This is a genomic window from Flavobacterium nackdongense, from assembly GCF_004355225.1.
GTDB lineage: Bacteria > Bacteroidota > Bacteroidia > Flavobacteriales > Flavobacteriaceae > Flavobacterium > Flavobacterium nackdongense.
Genome location: NZ_CP037933.1, coordinates 1638724 through 1658137, shown reverse-complemented (window position 1 = coordinate 1658137; position 19414 = coordinate 1638724). Strand labels below are relative to the sequence as shown.

Below are 19414 nucleotides of genomic sequence, written 5' to 3'. Positions count from 1 at the left end.
CTACAAACTGCAGCCAACTGACCACTAAAAACTGAACACTGCCAACTTATTCGTATCGCAACGCCTCGATAGGATCCAATTTAGATGCTTTTACGGCTGGATATAGACCCGAAACTATAGCTACGGCAAAACTGGTTACAAACGCCGAAATAATCGCTCCCCAAGGAATTACAAAAGCAAAATCAATGGCCGATGCAATAGCAAATCCAATCGATATTCCAAAAATTATTCCCACTAATCCGCCCATTTGACCTATTAGTAAGGTCTCAATAAAAAACTGAAATGCAATAGTGCTTTTTTTGGCGCCCAATGCTTTTCGGACTCCAATTTCTCGGGTGCGCTCGGTAACCGAAACCACCATTATATTCATTAATGCAATCGAAGAACCTAGAATAGTGATGATGCCAATAAGCCAAGATGCAACGCCTAAATATTGTGTGATGCTTAGGATTCTGTTGATCAGATCGTCACTTCTTACGATGGCAAAATTATTGTCTTGCACCGGATTTAATTTCCGAATTCTTCGCATCGTGCTGTTGGCATTATCGATGGCTTCGTCTAAAAAATCTTTTTTATCCACCATCACACTTAGGGTATAGTTGATGTTGGGCGCCGTAAACAGCGATCGCGCCAGTTGGATTGGGATTAAAACTCTTAAATCTTGGCTGTTGCCAAAGGTGGAACCTTTTTCTTTTAACACGCCAATAACCTTAAATTTGGCGCCACGAATGGAAATGATTTTGTCGATGGGGTTGACATTTTTGAGTAATCCTTTTTCAAAATCAGAGCCCACGATGCACGAATAGGTATTGTTTTGAATGTCAAAGCTTGTGAAATTTCTACCGGAGCTTGTTTCTAAACCCGAGTTAACCATAAAATATTCATCGACACCCACCACTTTATTTTCGGGATCGGTTTTTTCGGATTCAAATTTTATTTCAGCCGTTGAAGTCGCTGTAAATGAAATAGAAGTCTCTGTCAGCGGAAATTTATATTTGTTTTTGAAAGCTACGGCTTCGGGATAGGAAATGATCGGATTTATGATTTCCCGTTCTTCGCCACCCCGTCTTCTCGAAGTGTTTTCGTATTGATTGATATTGAAAGTATTGGCTCCCATCGAAGCAAAATCCGAAGAAATGGTATTTTCTAAAGCCGTAACCACTGTCAAAATACCGACTAAAGCGGTAATTCCAATGGCGATAATCAAGACCGTAAGTATGGTGCGCAGCAATTGGGTTCTGATGGAACCAAAAGCAATTCGGACGTTTTCTCTAAATAATTTAAACATAGTACGTATTTGACACGAAATTACAATTTTTGTTACAAGTTTGCCTTAGAAGATGTGATTTTTATTTTAAAAACAAGATATTTGCAACGTGAAGTAGGAAGATGGAAGTAGGGAGATGGAAGTTTAATGCTCCCAGCTTCTAACTTCCAACTTCTAACTTCGGACTGTAAACTTAAAAAGATGGCATCAAAACCAAGCATTCCCAAAGGAACCAGGGATTTTTCACCCGCTGAGGTGGCAAAACGTCACTATATTATCGCAACTATAAAGAGCAATTTCGAGAAATTTGGTTTCCAACCGATTGAAACGCCTTCGTTCGAAAACTCCGAAACCTTGATGGGGAAATATGGAGAAGAAGGTGATCGTTTGATTTTCAAAATTTTGAATTCGGGTGATTATTTGGCGAAAGCCGATGCTGCATTACTGCAAAATAAAGAAAGTAATAAGTTGACTTCAAGCATTTCTGAAAAAGCGCTTCGCTATGATTTAACCGTTCCTTTTGCAAGATATGTAGTACAGCACCAAAGTGAAATTGAATTTCCTTTCAAAAGATATCAAATCCAACCTGTTTGGCGAGCCGATCGTCCGCAGAAAGGGCGTTTCAGAGAATTTTTTCAATGTGATGCCGATGTGGTAGGCTCGAAATCCTTGTGGCAAGAAGTCGAATTGGTGCAATTGTACGATTCGGTTTTTACCCAATTGGGTTTGGAAGGTGTGACGATAAAAATTAATAATCGAAAAATCCTGGCTGGCATTGCCGAAGTCATTGGCGCCCAAGATAAATTAATTGATTTTACGGTGGCTTTGGACAAACTCGACAAAATTGGAGAGGACGGTGTCAAAAAAGAAATGATCGAAAAAGGAATTGAGGAATCGGCGATTGAAAAAGTGCAGCCGTTGTTTCATTTTTCAGGAAGTATTTTGGAGAAAATGGATCAACTTTCGACATTATTGGCTGAATCGCAGGAGGGAATGAAAGGTGTGGCAGAGTTGCAATTTATTTGTGACAATGTAACAAATCTAGGTTTGAATAAAGCCATTTTAGATTTAGACGTAACCCTAGCTCGCGGATTGAATTATTACACAGGTGCTATTTTTGAAGTAGCGGCACCCAAAACCGTCGCGATGGGCTCGATTGGAGGAGGAGGAAGATATGATGATTTGACCGGTATTTTTGGCTTGAAGGATATGAGCGGAGTCGGTATTTCTTTTGGTTTAGATAGGATTTACCTAGTTCTTGATGAATTGAATTTATTCCCAGAAACAGTGACTTCGACTTCAAAAGCCTTGTTTATCAATTATGGTGAAAAGGAAGCGTTTTATTCGATGCAAGCCATCATAAAATTGCGCAGTTATGGCATTAAAGTGGAATTGTATCCTGATAAAGCCAAGGTGGGAAAACAATTTCAACACGCCGATAAACGCGGTATCTCTTATGCTGTAATTGTGGGAGAATCTGAAATGAACGAGGGGAAATTCGCTCTGAAAAATTTAAATTCCGGGGAACAGGTTTTAGTCAATTTTGAAGAGCTAAAAGCAGCTTTGGAATAAAATAGTATGCAGTATAAAAAAAATGCCTCGAAAATTTTTCGAGGCATTTTTGCTTATAAAAAGAAGAGTTAGGCTTTTTTAGCACAACAACTTTTAGCAGTTTTATCACAACTGGATTTGGCTTCGGTCGTAGCTTTTGTTTTCTCTTCGGTCGTAGCTTTTTTAGCTTCTTTCTTAGCTGATGTTTTAGCTGCTGGTTTTGTTTCTTGAGCGCTAATGCTTATCGAGAAAAGCGCTAGTGCTACTACAGTAAATAATTTTTTCATTTTGTATCAATTTAATTGTTATGGACTAGGAATAATTTCCAATAGGGTTAACAAATATAACAAGAAAAATGTATAAGCAAGTAGCAAACAAGTTAATGTTTCCTTAATTAATCTGGTTTTTGGTTTGATGTTTTTTTCCAAAATATCAATTTATTTGATGATGATTTTTTTACTCAGTTCGCCGTGGTTAGTCATTAATTTTGCGATGTAAACCCCTCTACTAAGATCTTTTATTGGAACCTGAATATTTTGTTGATTTTGATTTTCGATTTTCCAAGAAGCGATCGATTGACCATTAATAGCGAACAAACTAACTTTTTCGATAGTATCAGTAGTGTAATTGCTGATGGCTAGAGTGTTAGTATTTTGAATATGCCTCATGTTGATTTTATTGGCTAAGGCATTGTTTTCATCTACGCCTAAAGTTGTTTTATTAATTAACGATTTGTCTTTAAAACGCAAAGAAAAACGACTGTTATTTACTCCCGCAGGCAACGAGACTTCAAAGGCATTATTCTGAATTTCGTTATACGTATCCGTTGTACCGTCATAGAGGTATACCTTTTGTTGTGGGTCAAAATTTTCGAGAGCATCAATTGTAAAGGAAACTTTGCCTTCGACATCGGTTTTTATACCGATAGGGTATGAGGCATCTTCGTTGAAGTAGCCTTCACCTTGAATTACCAATTGATTTTGACCATTCAAGAAATACATATCGTTTGGAATTTCATCGAGGCTAATGGCGTCGTAACCATAATCCATTTGGCTCGAAGCTTTTTCGTTCATAAATCCTAGTAATACTTGGCGATGGTAGTTGTTGTTCGAATTAAATCCTAAACGAACTCTTTTTATAGTGTCTTTTTGAGGCGTATCATTCGAATTATTGTTCCAGTGATCTATGGTTGCTGTCTTTGATGAATTTGGACGGGACTTGTACATTATATTCGAATTAATTGCATCGTTCTCTTTAAAGAAGGCTCTTTGATTATTTTTGAAAACTATAGAACCTCCAGAGCCCACTTTTCCGTTAACAAAGAAGCCTTGACCCACGGGAATATATCGGTTGGGAATTCCTCTAGAACTTGTTCCAGATTGATTAATGAAATCGACTCCTGACGAAACTGGTGCAACTCCACCGATCAGATTTCTAACAGCATAACCGCCTTGATAGTCTTTTAAAACATGGGTATTATTACTAGCGTAGTGTTCCCAGAAATATAATGTACCATCAATTCCCTGATCTACTGAACTCAAATTATCATTTATGAAGGCAACGGCATCCAAAGCAGAGGGATACGGATTTCCTGTTAGTAACAATTGGTCCGATGCTACTGTATTGGTATTAATTAGGCCGTTATTAGGTTTGCCTACGAAGGTGTAATTCTGTGTTCCTGAGCCTCCACTGCCTTTCATAGTGAAACCAAGGCCTACTGGTATTACAGTTGTTTCGCTAATTTTATTCCAGTTGGCATAAGCATTCGTTTTGTTGTCAAAAGTGTAGAGCCAATAGCGGGCAATACTCATAGCTGTAGTTGCGTTGCCGGCAAGACCATTATAGCCTCCGATCCAATTGATTTCTCTCGGGATGGCATTGAAACCATCTTTCATCATGCCTTTAACAGTGTAATTGGTGTTATTGGCAGTCGAATTTATCGGGCTGACAGGCGAACTCCAATAGTTATAATTATAGGTATTGGCCTGACCTTGTTGGTCTCTTTCGACTGACCCGGAGCTGGTTACATCCAAATCGCAATCAAGGGTTTGAACCAACTGCGACATTCCAACCAAATCTATTTTACCATCTAATTTTAAATAATTTGTAACTTCAATTTTGGTATCATTCGAGGCTGTAATTGTGTTGATATTGACCATCAATCCTAAAACAGTTTTGTTTCCTGTTGAGCTTACATTATGTGATGTTTTAACGATATTCCAATTTACAGGAGTTACACCATCTACAATCGAAAGACTGTTAGGTAAATCCTGAACGGTGTTATTCAACCAAGTTGCAGCAGTTTGCCAAGAGCCATTTGAGGCAGACTCATAGGGTAGTGGTGCTGTCTGTTTGTTGACGGTGATTAGGTTTTTTAATGCTAGTGTAAAATTGTTAACCGATTCATCTTTGGCATTGGTAAAGGTATATCTAGACATAGGGTAATAGGCCTTTAAAGCAGTCCAAGGAATTGGCATAATATCATTTTTGGTAATAGTACTTGGGATTATACTTCCAGTTGTTGCACTTCCATAAATTTTAATTTCTTGGTTCATCACGTATCGCATTTGGTTTTCGGTCAAGGCGACATCCCAAACTCTTATTTCGTCAATTGTTCCACTAAAATAGGCAACAGGAGTAGTTCCCGAGCCATTTGCAGCTGCAACCAAAAATGAGTTGGTGCTTGAGATAGGAGGGGGCAAAGTCGCTGTATTATCTAGAACTCCATCTATGTATAGTCTTGCGGTAGTTCCGTTGTAAATAACGGCTACATTATGCCAAATGTTATTGGGTATAGTGGTGTTTGACGTAATACTTCGCAAGGATCCATTCATCCAGCTCATAACTAGTTTTCCTGAAGCGTTTATTGTTAAATCATACCCTTGAGTATATGGCGTGTTTCTTTTAGAAAATATTGACATATTTGCTGATACCGTAGGTTTGATCCACGCAGATACTGTGAAATTAGTGTTTAAATTTAAAACATCTCCTCCATCTAAGTAATCTGATGTACCATTAAAATCTACAGATCTTGTAAATCTTCTTTCTGAGGCATATCCAAAAGTGATATACCTTACACCGTTAAAATCAAAATTTGTTTCTAAATTATCCCCTACTAGGTTCATAATTCTATATTCTGCAGATGGCGAAAAAACGGGTGAAGTAGAAATAAACATTAAAAAATCGCCAGGAGGGTTTATTGTTGCCGCAACTACAGCTTTTGGTATAGAAATTTTTACGGTTCCAACATCTCCTCCGGATTCTACCACTTTCCACACCCTATTTATGCCTATAAAGTCTACTTTAGTAGCTATTGCACTAACACCAGAGCTCAAATCAACCACCACTGGAGGAGTTTGTGTTAATACAGCATTATTGTGCCCCCAAATTAAAAACCTTTTGTCTCCTGCAAAGGTGTTTGTATTTGCGGAGTTTGTATCTGCAATTGTTGCAAGCCCCATAGTAATATCGTCTACAGTATATTCGGTTTTAGATTGTTTTTGATTTAATTCCGATTTATCATCTCTACCAATACCCGCTATGTTCGTATTAAAACCTGTTGCTTCCGGATAAATAGTTGTTCCATCAGAATTTACGTAATTAAGACTGGTGCTATTGACGCCTAATGTGATACCGTATTTTAGTGCCAAATAGGTTTCAACTTTACGTCTATCGGCATCGGTGTTTCGGGCATCATAAGTAATAATCTCTAATACATCGCCTACTAAATCGGCATCATAGAATTCGCTTCTTCCTATATAATATTTAGTATTTCGGATATCTTTGTATGTTGTATTAGAATTAGGAATGATTGTAATATTTGAAGTTGTCAGTTTTACGCCATTATGAAAAATATCCATAAAACCACCAGCGCCAGCTATTCTTTTTCTTGGATTAAAAATATTGGCTCCCGAATACGATTTTGGTTGTGGCGCTAAATCAATTTCACCCTCACCATAATAATTTCTTGACCCTTGATTATATGACACGACCTCGTTATCATATCTGGAAGTTTGAGAACCCAAGGAAAAACCTGTTATGTCTTGATTTGATACACCTTGAGGGTTAACATCAACATCATCTCCAATAAAAACGCTGTATGAGGTTGAATTTCTGGTAACGATACCCGTTTTAAGGGCAATAAAGACATCGTGATTATTGAATCCTTGACCTCCATATAAGGTCGAACTACCATTGAAACGAATTACGGGATTGAAGTTTACATTATCAGTAGCATTGTTCAAAAAAACAGGCTCTAAACTTGTCTTTGCACTGGCGTTTCTAGTGCTTCCAAGGGCTTTGTCCCTCCAAGTGCTTACAAGACTGTTGTTTGCAATGGTGCCAATTTCGTTATTGGCTTTTAGCCATAATTTTAAATTTGTTGTTACGCCTCCCGGTGCCACGGCAATAACAGGTGCTGCAGCAACTGTTACCCTTATATTAAAATTATACGGACCTTCATTGGAATCATTATTTCCGAGTACCACTGATCCGGTAAATGTTCCTGTTGTACTTGGTGTAAAAGTTACTTTAAAACTTGTGGCTTGACCACCAGCTATTGATGATGTAACCATATTTGTTATCGCAAAACCTATTCCTGTTGTAATAGTGTTTCCAGTAAAACTTAAAGTGGAGGCAGTGGGGCCGAAATTGTACACAACAAATGGTATAGTTATAGGAACGCCTACAAAAGTAGTTCCGAAATCAGTGAAATCGACGGTGCTTGGGGTAATGTCTCCGTCAGGTATCGAGACATCGTTTCCTAGTACATCAATTTCTCTACCTGTTGAAACTGTACCAACGCCTTGTATGGTAAAATCGTAATTGGTTTCGTCCGAATCATTACTAAGTAAGGATATTATACATACAGATTTACCAACAATTACAGGGGTAAATGTTACAGTAAAAGTTGTTGTTCCTCCCACAGGCACCACTGATACAGGGGGTTGTGTAATCGTAAAAAGTGCTGCGTTAGGACCAATAACTCGTACCATTGGAGTATCGGTTAAGTTTAACGGAAGTAAACCCAGATTTTGTATAGTGAAAATTCGTGCCACTGGAGTTCCAATCGTAGTACTCCCGAAATCAGTACCAAATGCAGGGTCAGGGCCATATGTATTATCTAGTATTGATTGTGCGGGGGCGCCGTAATAGATATTAATTTCGGAATCTGTGGCTGTACCTTGCAAGCTAAAATTATAAGGGTTTTCGTTTGTGTCGCTATTGTATATTGTAAAAGTGGCATCGTGTACCCCGGGAGATGTAGGTGCGAATGTAAAGACAATATTCGCTGTTCCCCCAGAGGCAATGCTTGTGGGTGGCGGCGTAGTTAAGGTAAAACTACCTGCATTTGCTCCTGTAATGGTATAGGTGCCTACGGTTAAAGGTCCTGCTCCCGTATTTCTAACAACAAAGGTTCTTGTTGTACTGGTATTTATAGAGATACTCGGAAAAATTGTAAAATCTGTCGCGCTTGGAGTTGTGTCTCCATCTACGATTGAAACACCATTACCTTGAATATCAATTTCTGGAAACAAAGTTATAGGGGTACCTACTATTTTAAAGTCGTCAAAAGCAATACCAGAAGCGTTAACAGTTCCGTCTGAAGCAAATTTTATTCTAAATTTCACATTACTATTGTTGTCGAAATTGATATCAGCAGCAGTAAGATTAATCGTTTTTGCTATCCAACCATTCGTATTACCAGACCAGCCATCTAAATCATTACCTAAGGTATATATTTCAGTGTCTGAATAAAAACCATCCCCCACGATACCTAGAATGCTCCAAGTTCCTCCTCCGTCGGTTGAGTATTCTACGTTTGCACCATCCCAATACGCTTCGGTGTTATACCAAACATTAAAAGTTAAAATTAGGTTGGTATAATTAGTAAGGTTTACCACTGGACTAGTTATACTTGATATGGTGTTGCCGTTGTACACATTGCTACCTGTATATATATTGGAATACATGTAATTACCCGTTGCGCCTGTAGCGTGAGTTGCTACAGTACCATTGGTCCATCCACCTGCTCCAGAACCTGTTGAGGCAGATACCCAAGCGTTGTTTCCTGTTCCTGTGCTAAAATTGGCATTGAACAATGTCGTTTGTGCAAAAGTTATTGTGCTTATTAACATAAAAACAAAGCACAGTAATGATTTCGTAAAAAGGGTAATTTTTTTCATGACTTTGGGGCAAAAGGATGAATAAATGATTTGCTTAACCAAATTTAGTTGACCTGTATATTTGTTTAAGTATTCAAATGTAGAAAAGAATATTCAGAAAAAATAATTTTTTATCGATTAAATGCGTTTTATATCGATGAAATACACAATTATCTAAAAAAAAGTAAGAAATAATGTATATTTACAATTAATTTTAGCTCGTTGGTTAATTGGAAATAAAAGAAAATAAAAAAACAGTTCAAGCAATCCGTTTTCGGATTGATTGAACTGCAAGTCAAATTTTTAGTGTTTTTTAAGCGCACTAAAATGGGGTTTCTAGCGGTTTTTTGTATATTATGGGCGAAGAGCAATTGTTTTTTGAAAGTTCTCTTTTTGCAATTCAAGGATTAGTTTGGTCCCATAAATCAAACTCACCAGGCATAAGCCGCAGGCAATTTTGCTATAGACTTCTACATATTTGGCTTCATCTGATAATTTTGCAATAAGAATTGTACTGACACAGAAGGCCAAGACGGTGATGTATTCTTTTATTTGTTTGGTTTTCATTTTTTTTTCTTCTTAATTTTAGTAGTCTTTAAGGCCTGAATAGCAATTTTGTTTAATTTGCAATTTTCTTGTTTACGACTTTCTTGTCTGCTGAAGTGATTTTTACAATTAAAACCTCATTTGCAAATCGTGCGCTTTCAATACTAGTTTCGTTTGAATTTACTTTCGATTTTTCGATCATTAATCGTCCTCTGACATCAAAAAGTTGCACATTATCTATTGCTGTATTATTTGATTTGATATGGATAGAACCGTTGTTTTTGAAAACCACAATGCTATTTTCATCGAAAACTTGCGCGTTGATTCCCAATGTTTTTTGGTATTTCAAGGTGAATCTTGTGTTCGATTGTCCCGCTGCTGCTGTAAATGTATATGAGCCTGTTTTCAAATCAGTTTCTGTTCCAGTTTCGCTATCGTTCAGAATGATATCTTGATTTCCTGCAAATAAACCGTCTACATGGTCAATACTTATCGAATATTCACCAGCATTCGCTGCAGTAAAACTCAAGGGTACTTCATCGGATCCATCAAATGGCAAGGCTCGTCCTTGGATAACATAATCAGAATTGTCCAGTATCGAATTTAAAGCAATTGCTCCATCGTTATAATATTTTCCGTCATATTCATCGACGCCCTGAGTCGCATTAGTCGTATAACTTACAGCCATTTGCGAAAAATTACCAGTTGCGCTAGTCGCATTTAACCATATCGTACTTCTTTCGATTTCTTTTGTTTTGAAGAATTGATTGGCATTATTAGCAATTCGCTGTCCGTTATTGAAAGTAACTGAGGTCGAAGAATTTAAAGCTTCAACAAAAAACCCTTGTCCAGTTTGAATTATGCCAAGCGGGTCCACAACTTGGGCTCCTCCGTTAGAAGCAAATACTCCATTAGTCCAAGTGGAATAGGTTGGATTCGATAATCCATTTGTTTTTCTCCAGAAATATAAAGTGCCCGTAATTTTGGTATTATTATCAGCAACAAATTGAGTCATACTTATGGGAGAAGGATACGGATTTCCAACTAAATTAAATCTTTTTCCCACCCCTCCATTAGTCATCGTGAACGGAATCACTCCATTATTAGGAACCCCTATAAAGCTTCCGTTCCATATTGTTGGCGTAGTTGGGTGTGTGTTCGGCATACGGATTAAATAGCCTTTTCCAAGCGCAAAATTAGTGGTTGAAGGACTTGCAATAGCAGTGTACAAATTGGTTGATGTATCATAGCCATAAAATCTATTTACAGTCGTTGCCGGAGAAAAAGATTGTAAAAATAAGCTCGCATTATTAGTGACAGGTGATGACCACGCAGTGTAATCCAGACGCATTAGTGCTGAACTATTTCTTTTTACAATAATATTTCCTGAATTGGCAACATTCGAAGTTTGTATCAAATTGGCATTATTATTCAAAGTAAAACTTCCTGAACTAACGGTTAAAGCACCATTTAAAGTTACGTTATATCCAGACGGAATACTAACAACAGCGTTATTATTTACAGTCAAAGAACAAGCATTGATATTTGTAGCCTGGCTATAATCGCCTGATATTAAGACTGATTTCGTGCCGGTGGGAGCTCCATTAGACCAAGCCGAACCGTTCCAGGTAGTACTATCAATCGATAAAACCGCAGAGCCGCTATTTGTGGGGCTCAAGCATCCCTCGGCGCTAGTTACAGAGACCAATGTATAGGTAGTAGTCAATGTTGGAGCAACAATAATGGCAGATCCGCTGGTATAGTTGCTAACGGTAAAATTGCTAGTGCCATTGGTGTAAACCACAGTATATGGTGAAACACCGCCAATAATTGTTACTTGTATATTCGAATTAGTTCCTGAACAAACGGATGCAGTTCCAGCAATAGCAGCTGACATGGTATTGTTTACAATGATATTTTGGGTCTGTACAGATGTATTTCCGTGTCCATCATTATAAGTCCAGGTGACTACAGTTGTGCCTTGTGTGGTTATTGGAAATACGGTTGCTGTAGTTGCAGTGATAGTGCCGTAACAATTACTTGTGGCCGCTGGCACCGCTGGAGTTACTGAGCATTGGGCATTTACATCAGGTAAATTACTAACATTAGGGGTTGGCGCTGTGCAAATAAGAGCGCTTACGCTAATATTGTAGGTTTGCCCACCTAAAAGAGCTAGGTTAATACCGCTGATTGAAAATTTAAAACTATCTGGATTCGCATTTGTTCCATTGTTGGTGTAACTTATTAGGTTGTTATTGAGGTCTGCTTGCGTAAAAGTTCCACCTACAGCCATTGCAATATTATTGCGTTTTAAAATTCCGTTTATAGGTAGTTTAGTAACCGTATAGATTAATTGCGCTGTAGTAGCCGCAGGTTGTGTCGCTCCTAATTGTGCTTGTGTGATGCTCGCAGAGGCACCTTGAACGACGCTTAGTGAATTATTAGCTAGGGTAATATTATTTACAATTTGCAATTTTCCACAAATAGATACTTGAAAGTCTGTAAATGTTCCTCCAGAAGTATTTGCACCTCTATCTGTAGCTAATAAAACCCAAGTGCCTAAGGAACTTGTACCATTGAATTTACTCAAGGATTGACTCGCTTGTTGTGTTCCACTCATAGCTGGAGTAGTTCCACTACAAGTTGGTGCCGTAGTTCCAGCATCATCAAAATGGACATCAATATTAGCTCCAGTACAATCTCTATTGTAGATTTCTGCAAAAATACCAGTAGGACCACTAAATTGCATTTTTATATCTGCCAGCGAAGCGTGTGTCGCTTTTACATAAAAACTTACTTTGCTGACAATAATATTATCTGGAACATCCATTCTCGCACTTACAGCATTTGTCGAGTTAAGTTCCCAAGTAAAGTCATTATTTTCATAATATTTGTTCGTATAAGTTTTGCAAAAATCACTAGCAATTTGAAATACAAATGTTTCTGAATTTGCTCCAGTTACACAGGAATTCAAAGGTCTAACCCTCCAATAATTAATTGTTCCTGATGTTAAACTAGCGGTTTGATAGGAGTTGGTCGTAACTGTTGCTGTTTCTAGAATTGCTGCAAAAGTTGGACTAGCGGCTACTTCTACAATATAAGATGATGCGCTGGCTATTGCTCCCCATTGTAATAAAACTGAAGTTTGTTGATTCGCAGCTCCGTTTGTTGGCGAAGTCAATGTTACGTTTGCAATGTTGTTATCAAATACTTTTAGTGTTAATGGTAAATTGATATTGGCATTTGTCGATGTGCCATTTGCATTAAATGAATAACTACCTGTTGCAACATTTGCTATACCAGACACAGTCATTGTAACCGTCCCTGCTGTACTTCTAGTAGTTGGTACAAAAGTAGCAATCGCTCCAACGGGTAAACCAACGGCTGAAAATGTTGTTGTTTCCGCAAAACCTGGCGCAGGCGTATAATTTAATGTATAAACAGCATTAGATGGTTTACATACAGAAACAGTTGGTTGTGTGCTAGTCAAATCAAAAGTGTTTGCTTTAATTTCGAAATTTGCATTAGATATATCAAAGAAAATATTGGCGGCAGCCTCTACTTTAATTCTATTATTTTTGCCAATATTGTTAGGAACTGTAATGGCTTGCGTTCCATCATTTGGTGTGTTGGATAGCAGTGTTATTGGATACGTTAAACCGCCATCGGTTGATAATTTGATATTGACATTTACGGAGTAAGTAGCAGTATTTGTGCTAGCAACATTCCAAGTTACAGTTTGTGATGTTCCAACATACCATATAACCGATGTATTTGGAGCGGTTACAATAAATGGACCAGCAGTACCAACGGTAACAGCTACATTATCCTGGTTCGTTTGGCCACCTATTGGGTTATTATCCCTGACGGTTAATCTGAAATTTAATGTTCGTCCTACACTGGGCAAAACTTCCCAAGTGGGCGTTGTATTGCTTATGATATCGTTAAGATTCGGAAACGTTCTTGCCGGCGAAAGTGTTGGAATAATCGACCTAAAAGTAGGTTTGGTTGTACTTGTAGAAACTGGCGCTACATTACCAGAACTTGCAGCGTCCATTTGTTCCCAACAATAGGTTAGTCTGGCAGCATCTCCAGCATCGGTATCAGTAGCAATTCCAGTCAAAATAAAAGGGGTTGATTTTGGGATTGTACGATCTGGAACAGCAGTTATTACAGGTTCATTATTACCAGTGAGAGTTTCAACTTCACAGGTGTTTGCATTAACAGTTACAGTCATTTGTTGAATACTGTAGGCATGAAAGTAAGCATCTGCATCCGCTTGAATATTTGGCGGACAAATTCCGGCGTAGGACATAATTGTTGTGCCACTACCTGGTTCCATAGATGATGCGGCCGAATTTTGACACGAATTGCTTTGGGTATGTGTAGCGCCAAACTGATGGCCCATTTCGTGAGCTACATAACCTATATCAAACTGGTCAAATTGTGGCGTTACAATTCCAGTAACACCTTGTCCTTTGGTACTAGCGGCACACGGAACAGATAGTGAGGCAATTCCGCCGCCACCAGTGCTGAAGGCGTGACCTATATCGTAAGCTCCAACTCCAAGTAAACCAGTAATATTTGCAGTATTTGCTCCAAGCATCTGTGATCCATCGTAATTATCATACGGATCTGGATCCGGTGAAGCGTCGATATTGACATTGTTTCTATAAATCAATCGATCATTACCAGAAACAACCTGAAATTGAATACCTAAATCCGTTTTGAACACACTATTCACACGGGTAATAGTGGTGTTTATTGCGGCCAATGCTCCCGCAACAGTGTTGCCATAGTATGCGGTATATTCTGAGGTACAGGCAACGGCGAGGCGATAGGTTCTTATTTTACCATCGATTACATTAGTCGTTTTAGCGGTACTAGTAGTTTTAGCCTTCGATAATTCAGGCATAACATCAGTAGGCATATCTGCACCACAAGTAAATACATCTTGACGATTTTTAGTATAATCTTTTTTGTTATAGACAATATAATCAATCGTATTGTTTCTTTCAATAGGATCTATATAAATAGATTTTTCTCCTGTTATTAATCCGTTGAACCCACTTGGGGAAATACTTATGTAGATTTTATTCAGTTCGTTTTTAGTGCTGACGCCATAGAAAGATTGGATTTCTGGATATTTAGCTTCTAAATCAGGATGTAAAACACTAATTTTTTCTACACTAAAAGTTTCCATTGTGCCATCCTCCTTAGGGAAATCCATTAGCAATGGGGTATTCGTTTTTTTGCCAGTAGTATTTATGGTTGCTTTTTTAAAATTTGATTTTAAAGATTTAAAATCTAAGGTTAAAATCTGGTATTTACTGGGAATGTTTTTTGGGTCTATTTTAACCCTCGCTTTTGAAGTTTCTGATGTGTTTTTTAAAGTCCAATTATTAATGGATTGCGCAGCCGAAAACTGAAAAATGATTATTATTAACAATAACGATAAATAAGTAATTCTTTTCATAAGTGATAGATTTAGAGTAACAAACCTAAAACTTATATTTTAAAAAACAAAATAAAAAATCGTTTAAATGCGTATTTTATCGATGAAATACATATAATGCGAATTATTTGTAAGTAATAATTGATTTATATGTTAACAAAACTAACTGAATCTTGGCGCAAAATATCCAAAAGGATAATAACAATACGTTAAATACACTGTTTTTTGTGCGAAGATGCGGAATATCATTTGCTTAGGATGTGAAATGGAGTTGAGTTATTCATCATTAACAACAATGGGGGCTTTAGTGGTCTACAGAATAGCAGAGTCAAAAAACTTTTAAACAACTAGTATAAGGAGCAAACAAAAAAAAACTTCGTTTGAACAAACGAAGTTTTTTTTAAATATAATACATAGTGAATTAATAATAATTTAAAGCTTTCAAGCCAACCTTTCCTTGTTTTTTTACAATTTTGTAATCCTGACAAATGTAAATAAACTAAAACGTTATAGTCTTAAAATTATATTAAATTTTCCCGCTGCTATTCTAATTTTTAACTCCAATGCGAAAGTGCTAGCCTTAAAAAAAACTGATGATTCAGTTGAAATTCTTATCGATGCCTTTTTTTGCGCCAAATTTTTCTTTAAAAACCTACTGTATCGTGGTTTCAGAACAATGTATACTTTTATTTTTCAAACATCAAAAAGTCTAGTGTAGTGGTAATATTATTGTCTAAAATGCTTTGATTTAGCGGTAAAATGTAACCTGGCTTATTTTAATGAATGACAATTTGACATTTTTCAAGTTTTGGCAGTACTTTTGCAATCCATAGAAAAGATTAAAAATGAAGTTTACCAATTTTTTTAAAAACAATACAAGAATGACGACTGAAAACAAGCTAAACGACGAAATTGTTGATCCAACACCCATCGAAAATAATACTGACGCTTTGGATGCCGCAATTGAAGAAAGAGTAGAAGAAATATCTAGAGAAGAACAATTATCGCAAGATTTAGCCTCAGAAAAGGACAAGTTCATACGGTTATTTGCGGAATTTGAAAATTACAAACGCCGAACGGCCAAAGAACGTATCGAGTTGTTTAAAACAGCCAATCAGGACGTATTATTGTCTTTGCTTCCCGTGTTGGACGATTTTGACAGAGCTTTATCCGAAATCAAAAAAACGGATGACAATATTTTGATTCAAGGAGTAGAATTGATTCAAGAAAAATTAAAAAATACTTTGGTATCCAAAGGATTAGAGCAAGTAGATATTAATGCTGGAGATACTTTCGACGTCGATTTTGCTGAAGCCATTACTCAAATTCCTGCTCCCTCTCCTGAAATGAAAGGAAAAATTGTTGATGTAATAGAAAAAGGTTACAAATTGGGTGACAAAATTATCCGTTTCCCAAAAGTGGTAATCGGAAATTAAAAAAAAATCATAGTATTACTTCCAAATTCCTATTCATCTAATTGGAATTTGGAATTTAAAATTTTGGAATTTACTTTATTTATGAAAAAAGATTTTTACGAAATACTTGGCATTTCTAAAGGTGCTGATGCTGCCGAAATTAAAAAAGCTTACCGAAAAAAAGCAATCGAGTTTCATCCCGATAAAAATCCGGGTAACGCTGTGGCTGAAGAAAATTTTAAAGCTGCTGCAGAAGCTTATGAAGTACTGAGTGATCCGCAGAAAAAAGCCAAATACGATCAATATGGACACCAAGCTTTTGATGGTTCGGGAGGTTTTGGCGGTGGTCACGGCGGTATGAATATGGACGATATTTTCAGTCAATTTGGCGATATCTTCGGAAGCGCTTTTGGCGGTGGCGGAGGTTTTGGCGGAGGCGGAGGACAACGTCGTGTCAAAGGAACTAATCTGCGAATTAAAGTGAAACTGACACTAGAAGAAATTGCCAATGGTGTCGAGAAGAAAGTGAAAGTAAAGCGAAAAGTTCAAGCCAAAGGAGTTTCTTATAAAACGTGCTCTACTTGTAACGGTCAAGGTCAAGTTATGCGGGTGACCAATACGATTTTAGGTAGAATGCAATCGGCTTCCACTTGTCCAACTTGTGGTGGGTCGGGTCAAATATTAGACAAAAAACCTTCTGAAGCTGATTCGCAAGGAATGGTTATGGAAGACGAAACAGTAACCATAAAAATCCCTGCTGGTGTGGTTGACGGTATGCAACTTAAAGTTTCCAACAAAGGAAATGACGCTCCGGGCAATAGCGTTCCAGGCGATTTAATAGTCGCTATCGAAGAAATTGAGCACGAATTCTTGAAACGCGAAGGTGAAAATTTGCATTACGATTTATATATCAGTTTCTCGGAGGCGGTTCTTGGAATTTCTAAAGATATTTCGGCTGTCAACGGAAAGGTGAGAATAAAATTAGACGAAGGTATTCAATCTGGAAAAATCCTGAGATTAAAAGGGAAAGGAATTCCAAATATTAATGGATATGGCAACGGAGATTTGTTGGTACACGTAAATGTTTGGACCCCAAAAACGCTCAATAAAGAGCAAAAACAGTTTTTTGAAAACAATCTCGAAAACGAAAATTTTATTCCACATCCTGAAAAAAGCGACAAATCCTTTTTCGAAAAAGTGAAAGATATGTTTTCATAATTTTAAATTATGATAATTTTTCCCATCCTTGTGAAAATAAGGGTGGGTTTTTTATGTAAAAACATTTTTCTTGCTTTGTTGGTATTCAATATTTGAATTGGAGTGAGGCTTTTTATCCAAAAATAGATTTTACTAACTTCAAAAGGGTGTGTTTTGTAATTGTGCTCTCTTCTGATTTGTCATATATTTTTACCAAGTAAACGGTAAAATTCAATTCTTTTTCTTCAACTAAATAGGATATTATTCTATATCCAGCACTTTTTCCTTTGACTTTATCCGAATTAGCAAGTCTAATTTTATACAAACCAGCTCCAAGATTTTCGCCAAGTTTTGGGTTTTGTAACAATTGTTGTTCTAACTCCAGAAAATCATTTTTTAGGCTCGGAAATTTTTTATTGAATCTTTTGAAATCAGGAATAAAACTCCGTAGAGGAATAATTTTATTTGTCATCCCAAAGATCATTTACGGATAAAGGTTTAAGTTTTCCTTCTCTAATTTGCTTTACTTCTCTCAACCCTTTTTCAATATCTGCTAACAGAGTATTGTTTTTATCCTTTTCGTTTTCTGAATTTACAAACTCTACAAACGAAAAACCTTTGATGTATTCTAGTAAAAGTTTGGCTTGTTTCGAATTTTCTTTAATTTTTACGATAACCATAACATTTTTGTTTTAGAATTACAAAGTTACAAAAAAATACTATTGCTGTATTTGCTTAATTTTTCTTTTAGAAAACTTGTATGACAAGGTGGGTTTTTTTGTTTTATTTAACACCTTATTAGCACTATTTTTCTATTTTTACACACCTGTTGCCGAAACTGCCCAACAGATGAAATAAATCAAAAATCAGTATGAGTTCTATACTTGAAGTAAACAATGTTGTTAAGAAATATGGCGATTATGTTGCCTTGAACGCCGTTTCGCTTACTGTTCCCAGAGGCAGTATCTACGGGCTTTTAGGTCCAAATGGCGCCGGAAAAACTTCTCTAATTCGTATCATCAATCAAATTACAATGCCCGATAGTGGCGAAATTATTCTTGATGGTGAAAAACTAGATCCTAAACACATTTCTCATATTGGCTATTTGCCTGAAGAACGAGGATTGTATAAAAGTATGAAAGTGGGGGAACAGTGTTTGTATTTAGCCCAAATGAAAGGACTTTCGAAAGCCGATGCCAAAGCGCAATTGGATTATTGGTTTGATAGATTGGAAATTCAAGGCTGGTGGAACAAAAAAATTGAGGAACTTTCCAAAGGAATGGCGCAAAAAGTACAGTTTGTAGTTTGCGTTTTGCACAAACCCAAATTATTGATTTTTGACGAACCCTTTTCTGGTTTTGACCCCGTAAATGCTAATGTCATTAAGGATGAAATTTTAGAATTGCAAAAACAAGGTTCGACTATTATTTTCTCGACCCACCGAATGGAAAGCGTCGAAGAGTTATGCGATCACATTGCCTTAATCCACAAGTCGAATAAATTGATTGAAGGAAGTTTGGACGAAGTGAAACGAAAATTCCGCACCAATAGTTTCGAAGTAGGGATTTTGTCCGATAATGTTGAGGGATTGATGTATGACATTACCCAAAAATTCAAAGTGGGACAAACAAATTTCAAATCACTTAATAACGAAATCAAACTCGAAGTGCAATTAGGGAATGCCTTGCCAAATGAGTTGTTACACCTTCTAACACAAAGAGGGCAAGTAACGCATTTTATGGAAAAAATTCCGAGTGTCAATGATATTTTCATTCAGGCAGTAAGTGACAAATAAAATCTAAAATAAACTAAATCCCAA

At 37.0% G+C, this 19414-nt stretch carries 11 protein-coding genes; 4 read left to right on the top strand and 7 right to left on the bottom strand.

Going from position 1 to position 19414, the window contains the following annotated elements; translation table 11 throughout:
* Window positions 1-46: 46 nt before the first annotated feature.
* A complete protein-coding gene (locus tag E1750_RS06990; RefSeq protein ID WP_133276087.1) occupies window positions 47-1288 on the bottom strand; it encodes an ABC transporter permease in 1242 nt (413 codons plus the stop codon).
* A 180-nt stretch (window positions 1289-1468) separates the two neighbouring features.
* Between E1750_RS06990 and hisS the strand changes: the two genes are divergently transcribed.
* On the top strand, window positions 1469-2839 hold the full coding sequence (gene hisS, locus E1750_RS06985; RefSeq protein ID WP_133276086.1) for a histidine--tRNA ligase: 1371 nt from the start codon (window positions 1469-1471) through the stop codon (window positions 2837-2839).
* A 68-nt stretch (window positions 2840-2907) separates the two neighbouring features.
* Here the strand turns inward: hisS and E1750_RS06980 are convergent, their stop codons facing one another.
* The 4 genes from E1750_RS06980 to E1750_RS06965 form a co-directional block, all read right to left on the bottom strand.
* Window positions 2908-3105 (bottom strand): hypothetical protein, encoded by a 198-nt coding sequence (locus E1750_RS06980; protein ID WP_133276085.1) that lies wholly within the window; start codon window positions 3103-3105, stop codon window positions 2908-2910.
* 150 nt (window positions 3106-3255) lie between these two features.
* The gene (locus tag E1750_RS06975; protein ID WP_133276084.1) at window positions 3256-9003 is read right to left on the bottom strand and encodes a choice-of-anchor D domain-containing protein; all 5748 of its coding nucleotides are present in this window, start codon (window positions 9001-9003) and stop codon (window positions 3256-3258) included.
* Window positions 9004-9336: 333 nt separating this feature from the next.
* On the bottom strand, window positions 9337-9549 hold the full coding sequence (locus tag E1750_RS06970) for a hypothetical protein (protein ID WP_133276083.1): 213 nt from the start codon (window positions 9547-9549) through the stop codon (window positions 9337-9339).
* 52 nt (window positions 9550-9601) lie between these two features.
* Window positions 9602-15004: a reprolysin-like metallopeptidase gene (locus E1750_RS06965; protein ID WP_133276082.1), complete on the bottom strand. Its 5403-nt coding sequence runs from the start codon at window positions 15002-15004 to the stop codon at window positions 9602-9604.
* Window positions 15005-15828: 824 nt separating this feature from the next.
* On the opposite strand from E1750_RS06965, the gene E1750_RS06960 reads away from it, so the two are divergent.
* Both E1750_RS06960 and dnaJ read left to right on the top strand, forming a co-directional pair.
* Entirely contained in the window at window positions 15829-16419 is a 591-nt protein-coding gene (locus tag E1750_RS06960) for a nucleotide exchange factor GrpE (RefSeq protein WP_133276081.1), read from the top strand.
* Between the two features lie 81 nt (window positions 16420-16500).
* On the top strand, window positions 16501-17616 hold the full coding sequence (dnaJ, locus tag E1750_RS06955) for a molecular chaperone DnaJ (RefSeq protein WP_133276080.1): 1116 nt from the start codon (window positions 16501-16503) through the stop codon (window positions 17614-17616).
* 112 nt (window positions 17617-17728) lie between these two features.
* On the opposite strand, the gene E1750_RS06950 is transcribed toward dnaJ, so the two are convergent.
* The gene (locus E1750_RS06950; RefSeq protein WP_133276079.1) at window positions 17729-18067 is read right to left on the bottom strand and encodes a type II toxin-antitoxin system RelE/ParE family toxin; all 339 of its coding nucleotides are present in this window, start codon (window positions 18065-18067) and stop codon (window positions 17729-17731) included.
* Complete coding sequence (locus E1750_RS06945; RefSeq protein WP_133276078.1) at window positions 18057-18275, bottom strand: hypothetical protein; 219 nt, start codon at window positions 18273-18275, stop codon at window positions 18057-18059. Before E1750_RS06945 ends, E1750_RS06950 begins: the two co-directional genes overlap by 11 nt.
* A 191-nt stretch (window positions 18276-18466) precedes the next feature.
* Between E1750_RS06945 and E1750_RS06940 the strand changes: the two genes are divergently transcribed.
* Window positions 18467-19390 carry an ABC transporter ATP-binding protein gene (locus tag E1750_RS06940; protein WP_133276077.1) on the top strand — a complete coding sequence of 308 codons (924 nt, stop codon included), beginning with the start codon at window positions 18467-18469 and terminating at the stop codon, window positions 19388-19390.
* Window positions 19391-19414 lie beyond the last annotated feature (24 nt).

Bases quoted from the DNA above. Each gene is read 5' to 3' on its own strand.
- E1750_RS06960 (WP_133276081.1), top strand. From the start codon at position 15,829: ATGAAGTTTACCAATTTTTTTAAAAACAATACAAGAATGACGACTGAA.
- E1750_RS06970 (WP_133276083.1), bottom strand. From the start codon at position 9,549: ATGAAAACCAAACAAATAAAAGAATACATCACCGTCTTGGCCTTCTGT.
- E1750_RS06950 (WP_133276079.1), bottom strand. From the start codon at position 18,067: ATGACAAATAAAATTATTCCTCTACGGAGTTTTATTCCTGATTTCAAA.
- dnaJ (WP_133276080.1), top strand. From the start codon at position 16,501: ATGAAAAAAGATTTTTACGAAATACTTGGCATTTCTAAAGGTGCTGAT.
- E1750_RS06975 (WP_133276084.1), bottom strand. From the start codon at position 9,003: ATGAAAAAAATTACCCTTTTTACGAAATCATTACTGTGCTTTGTTTTT.
- E1750_RS06945 (WP_133276078.1), bottom strand. From the start codon at position 18,275: ATGGTTATCGTAAAAATTAAAGAAAATTCGAAACAAGCCAAACTTTTA.
- E1750_RS06940 (WP_133276077.1), top strand. From the start codon at position 18,467: ATGAGTTCTATACTTGAAGTAAACAATGTTGTTAAGAAATATGGCGAT.
- E1750_RS06990 (WP_133276087.1), bottom strand. From the start codon at position 1,288: ATGTTTAAATTATTTAGAGAAAACGTCCGAATTGCTTTTGGTTCCATC.
- E1750_RS06965 (WP_133276082.1), bottom strand. From the start codon at position 15,004: ATGAAAAGAATTACTTATTTATCGTTATTGTTAATAATAATCATTTTT.
- E1750_RS06980 (WP_133276085.1), bottom strand. From the start codon at position 3,105: ATGAAAAAATTATTTACTGTAGTAGCACTAGCGCTTTTCTCGATAAGC.
- hisS (WP_133276086.1), top strand. From the start codon at position 1,469: ATGGCATCAAAACCAAGCATTCCCAAAGGAACCAGGGATTTTTCACCC.